This is a genomic window from Nonomuraea diastatica, from assembly GCF_004349015.1.
In the GTDB taxonomy this organism is placed as follows: Bacteria; Actinomycetota; Actinomycetes; order Streptosporangiales; family Streptosporangiaceae; genus Nonomuraea; species Nonomuraea diastatica.
This window is the reverse complement of record NZ_SMKP01000332.1, coordinates 1-5,277: the sequence shown is the minus strand read 5'-3', so window position 1 is coordinate 5,277 and position 5,277 is coordinate 1. Positions and strand designations below refer to the sequence as shown.

5 protein-coding genes are annotated in these 5,277 nt (G+C 68.4%); 4 read left to right on the top strand and 1 reads right to left on the bottom strand.

Features of this window, described 5'->3' with window-relative positions; all coding sequences use genetic code 11:
* Together E1294_RS50885 and E1294_RS50880 are read left to right on the top strand one after the other, a co-directional pair.
* On the top strand, positions 1-1,256 hold a 1,256-nt coding region (locus E1294_RS50885), incomplete at its 5' end, for a hypothetical protein (protein WP_132520221.1).
* 95 nt (positions 1,257-1,351) lie between these two features.
* Entirely contained in the window at positions 1,352-1,972 is a 621-nt protein-coding gene (locus E1294_RS50880; protein ID WP_132520218.1) for a TetR-like C-terminal domain-containing protein, read from the top strand.
* 108 nt (positions 1,973-2,080) lie between these two features.
* Here E1294_RS50880 and E1294_RS50875 read toward each other — a convergent pair whose 3' ends face one another.
* Positions 2,081-2,488: a tautomerase family protein gene (locus tag E1294_RS50875; protein WP_132520215.1), complete on the bottom strand. Its 408-nt coding sequence runs from the start codon at positions 2,486-2,488 to the stop codon at positions 2,081-2,083.
* Between the two features lie 126 nt (positions 2,489-2,614).
* Here E1294_RS50875 and E1294_RS50870 point away from each other — a divergent pair, with 126 nt between their 5' ends.
* Positions 2,615-3,307 (top strand): winged helix-turn-helix transcriptional regulator, encoded by a 693-nt coding sequence (locus tag E1294_RS50870; RefSeq protein WP_220448426.1) that lies wholly within the window; start codon positions 2,615-2,617, stop codon positions 3,305-3,307.
* Between the two features lie 184 nt (positions 3,308-3,491).
* A partial coding sequence (locus E1294_RS57650) for an alpha/beta fold hydrolase (RefSeq protein ID WP_165977959.1) occupies positions 3,492-5,277 on the top strand: 1,786 nt, incomplete at its 3' end.

Here is a 5,277-nt window from a genome sequence, read left to right as displayed (position 1 = left end):
CCCTGGCCCCGCCCACCGCCGGCGAGACGTCGTGGAACTTCCGCCTCCTCGATCCCTTCGTGGCGGACTTCATGAGCGCGGCGCAGGGCAGGCCGGTCGTGGCAAATTTCGCCACGATCCCCGCCTGGATGTTCGTCACCCCCGAGCCGGTGCCGGTCGCGGAGGACCCCGACGAGATCCACTGGGACTACGAGCAGGGCACCGAACTGCGCGACCCCACGCTGAACGAGGTCGCCGACTACTTCTACCGGATCGCGAGCTGGTACATCGCGGGCGGCTTCACCGACGAACTCGGCCACTGGCACGAATCGGGCCACCACTACCGCTTCGCGTACTGGGAGGTGTTGTGCGAGCCCGACATGGGGCACCGCATCCCACCCGAGTTGTACACGCGGCTCTACGACGCCATCGTGGAACGGCTGCGTCCTCTCGACCCCGAGATGAAGTTCATCGGGTTGTCCCTGAGCCCGGTCGCCCGCGAGCCGGAGTACTTCTGGCACTTCCTGGACGCCGCCAACCACGCCGACGGCATTCCGCTGGACGCGTTCTCCTACCACTTCTACGCCTTCCCGGAGATCGTGAACCCGATCTCGGAGCACGGCAACGCCCCCTTCGAGCACTGGCGGGGACTCTTCTTCGCCCAGGCCGAGGCGTTCCTTGACCAAGTACGCCACGTCGACTCCATCCGCCGCCGGCTCGCACCCGAAGCCGGGACCTTCATCAACGAACTGGGGTCATACCCTCCGGACCTGATGAACCCGGCTCCGACGATCCCGGACGAGTACTGGGCCCTCAGCGCGTCGATGCAGTCCTACCTGTGGGCGCGGCTCGTCGAACTCGGAGTGGATCTCGTCGGCATCGCGGAGTTCATGGACTATCCGGGCATGATCCCCGGCACGACGCTCGTCGACTGGAACAGCGGCGCGCCCAACGCCCGATACCGAGCACTCCACCTGCTGCTGCGGCACTTCGCCCCCGGCGATGCGCTCGTCTCCACGGCCACCCGGATGTTCGGCTACCCCGACAGCCGAATTCACGCTCAGGGCTTCGTCGTGGCGGACGGCGGTCGCAAGCTCCTGCTCGTGAACAAGACGGCCGACCCCATCACCATCGTGATCAGCGCCGAGGAGGGCCATCCCGCAGAGGTGGAGCAGACGGGCGTCCGCAGGGGCGCGGGCGAACCGGTGAGGTCACCGGCGCGACCTGATGAGCCTGTCGTCATCGACGCCTTCGCCACAGCCGTCGTGTCGTTCTGACCGCTTCCACGGCGGACGGCGGCCCGGCCCGTCGCCGCCCGCCCGCCTCGTCCACGAGTAAAATGGCCGCCCTGGAGTCGAACAAGGGGCGACGATTGGGAGATCGCAGCGGCCGGACCCGGCGGCGCGCCGAAGAACTGGTCAACGCCATCCACGCCGCCGTGCTGGAGGAAGTGGTGGAGGTCGGCGTCGGGCGGCTGACCATGGACGGCATCGGCAGGCGGGCGGCCACCGCCCGCACCACACTGTATCGCCGCTGGTCAGACCCGATCGAGGTCCTTCTGGACGCGCTCTACCACGCGCATCCGATCGAGGAGCCCACCCTTGGAGCCGACGACCTGCGCGGCGACCTGATCCGGTCGCTCCAGCTCATGCTCGCCTGGATGCTCAGCCCGGCCGGCCGAGCGGTGGCGGCCATCCTCACCGATCCTCTGGGAGCCACGCAGGTTTCCGAAGCGCTCTTCGAGAAGGTCTTCTCCCCGCGGGGCGGCACGTTCACCAGCACCGTGCTGCGGCACTACGCCGATCGCGGCCACTTCCCCGCCGAACTGCTCACCCCGGTGGTCGCCGACATCGGCGAGGCGCTGGTCACCAAGCGCCTGCTGGACGGCATGCCGCCCAGCGACGCCGACCTGGCCGACATCGTCGATCAGGCCATCCTCCCGGCAATCGGCCTCGCCGCCCACCACACGAAAGGCGGCGCGGAAAACGGGTGAGGCCATCCGTCACGCGCCTTTGAGGGCCGCCTGAGGCGGCGATAACGCCGGGGCGCCGGGTGGGCGGCGGTGCGGCGAGGCCGGTCCGGCCGGCCCCGCCGCACATTCTCAACGGTTCAGCTGATCCACGAGCCCGACGATCTGGGGATCGTCGGACTGGAGGCGGCCGTGGAATCCGACATTCTCCAGCGGGTAGTGGTTGATCATAACGAGGGTCTCTTCGGTATTGGCGATGCCTTGGTACGCCACGGATACCGCGTCCTGTATCCGCTTGGTCAGCACCCTCCTGGCGTCGAGATCACGCAGTTCCGGCACCTCCAGGAAGCAGACCGGCCGGATGTCCTCGGCCTCCGACCGCCCGTCCTGGGCGACGTTCCCTGCGGGGTGCTCGCGCACGAAGACCCGCACGTCAGGGAAACGGTACGCGTCGGTGAGCGCATCGGTGACCTCGCGCATCAACGTCTGCTTGGCCTCGGGCCGGATTCCTTGAGGACCTTCGATGAAGATCAGGGGCATGGTGGACACCTTCCGCTTGAGTGCCTCCCGCCACCGGGAGGCATGTGATTGAACAATAGGACTACTTGATTGTAAAAAACAACTAGAAAGGTGGACTCTTGAATTGGTAGCGCTAGAATCGGTGGCATGGTGGGCAGGCGGAAGTACGATGACGGGTGCGCGGTGGCGCACGGGCTCGACCTGATCGGAGAGCGCTGGGCCCTGCTGATCGTGCGCGAGTTGTTGCTCGGCCCCAAACGATTCACCCACCTGAGAGCCGGACTGCCCGGCGCCAGCCCGGACGTGCTGTCCCAGCGCCTCCGCCAGCTTCAGGAAAGCGGTGTCGTCCGGCACCGCAAACTTCCCCCGCCCGTGGGCGTCCCCGTCTACGAACTGACGGAGTGGGGCATGGGGCTCGAACCGATCGTGACCGGGCTCGGCCGCTGGGCGGGCAGTTCCCCCTCCCTGCCGCGCGATGCCCCGATCGGCGTCGACTCGCTCGTGCTCTCGCTGAAAGCACTGTTCGACCCCCACGTGGCCGGCGATGCCGAGATCGCGGCCGGACTGCGGCTCGCGGAGGACGAGTTCCGCGTCATCGTCGCCGGCGGCGAGATCGCCCTCGCCCGTGGCGCGGATGGGCACCCCGACATGACCCTCGACACCGACCCGGCCACGTTCGCCTCGCTGCTCAGAGGCACCCGCTCCCTCGCCGAAGCGGCAGCCGGCGGCGACCTCCGCGTCGACGGCGACATGGGGACGGCCGAGCGGTTTGTCGCCTTCTTCCGCCGGCCCGTCCCGCACCCCTCGGCTCGGAACACCACCCCGCCGTCGCCAGGGTGATCATCCGCTGGGCCGCCGTCGCGCAGGTCAGAGCACGGGTGATCGTGACTCGACTCTGCTAGACGGATCGACCGGTCGTACGGGTTCCTCGCGGTCGCTGGACATATTATGCAGACCGGTCTACTTTTTAGGTTCAGAATATGTAGATCGGTCTAATCGGGATGGCACAATGCAGCAGAGTACGATGACCGCACCGGACACCCTGATCTTCGGCGCGACCGGCTTCCTCGGCAGGTGGACAGTGCTGCACCTGCTTGACCAGGGCCGCACCGTCGCGGCTGTGGTCCGCGAACCCGCCCGGAACCACCTCACCACGAGCACCGAGAACAAACTGCGCGACTGGCTCCGGGATCACGGAATGCCGACCGAGCGGCTCACGGTCCTGAGCGGTGATCTCACAGGTGGTCCGGGAGTCGGGCTGAGCCCTGCGGACGACGAGCGACTCGCGGGCGTGCGGGACGTGTTCAACACCGCCGCCATCTACCGGTTCGGGCTCCGGCGGGAAGAAGCCAGGATGGTCAACGTCGAGGGCGCACTCAACGTGCTGCGCTGGGCCGCCACCCGCCCCCTCCTGCGTCGGCTCGTCCATGTGACGGGCTATCGGGTGGGGCTCGACCCGCACCCGCGTTATCCGCTACCGGAAGCCGAGTTGGCGCAGCTCTACCGCGGCAAGGGAGCTTACGAGGGATCCAAGATCGAGGGAGACGCGGCCGTACGCGTCGTCGCCGCGCAACTGGGAACTCCGTTGACCGTGGTCAATCCGAGCAGCGTGATCGGCCACTCGCTGACGGGAGAGGCCGGTCAGTACATCGGTCTGGCCGAATTGGTCCGCGATCTGTGGCAGGGCAGGCTGCCCGCCGTGCCGGGAACTGCCCGCACCTTCGTACCCGTGGTGGCTGTGGATCATTTCGCGAGGTTCATGGCCTCGATCCCCGAGCACGACCCGGAGCCGGGCGGCCTGCACTGGGTGCTCGACGAGAACACCCCGGACCTGCCCGACATGCTCCGGCTACTCGCCGGCCACCTCGGCGTGCGTGCGCCGAAAACCCACATACCCGTGGGACTGATCCGCCGCCTGCCGACCGCACTCACCGGAGCCAACCCCGAGACCTTGACCTTTCTGACCGAGGACCGTTACGACACGACATCGGCCGAGAAGGTCGCCGAAACCGCGGGACTCCGCCAGCCTCCCGTGTGTGCTGCGCTACGCCGCTGGGCCGACCGCCTCGTGGCGGACCGCTTCGGGGCGGCCTCGGCCATGCTTCCAGGCGGCTTTCACGACGTCAGCGGATCCCGGACCTATGTCGCCGGCGACCGGACCTCGCCCGGCTTCGTCCTCCTGCACGGCATACCCCTCGACGGTGAGTCCTGGCGGCCCGTGCTGGACGAACTCGACGCGTCCGCCCTCGTCGCCGACCTGCCTGGGCTGGGGCGTTCGACCCCCACGGAGGCGACCCCGTTGGACTGGCTCACCGATCTGCTCGCGCCCATGCGGACCCGGCCCGTCATCGTCGCCCACTCGGCGGCGGGCGCACCGGCGCTCCGCTACGCCGCCGCCCACCCCGATCGCATCGCTGGCCTGCTCCTCATCTCCCCCTATTTCCTGCAGAAGTCGACGTCACGGTTGCTCCGCACGCCGCTCCTCGCCACACCACTCCTCAAGAGAATCTCCGCCGAACGTCTCGCCACCCCGCTTCTCAGCCCGAACGGCGATGTCTCCTCCGGCCCGGTCCGCAGCGCCATCGAAAGTGCCACCGCCCAGCTGCGCCGCCCCCGCGTCGCCCACCGTACGGCCGCATGGCTCCGGGCCGCGAACCACCGCACCGAACGCGCCGCGCTCCAAGCCCTGCTCAGGGAAGTCGCCTCGACCTCCCTTCCTCTCCACCTCATTGCCGGGCAGCTGGATCCACTGATCCGCGATCCGGGCCCGGCCGCCGTCACGACCATCCCCGCCACCGGGCACCACCCCC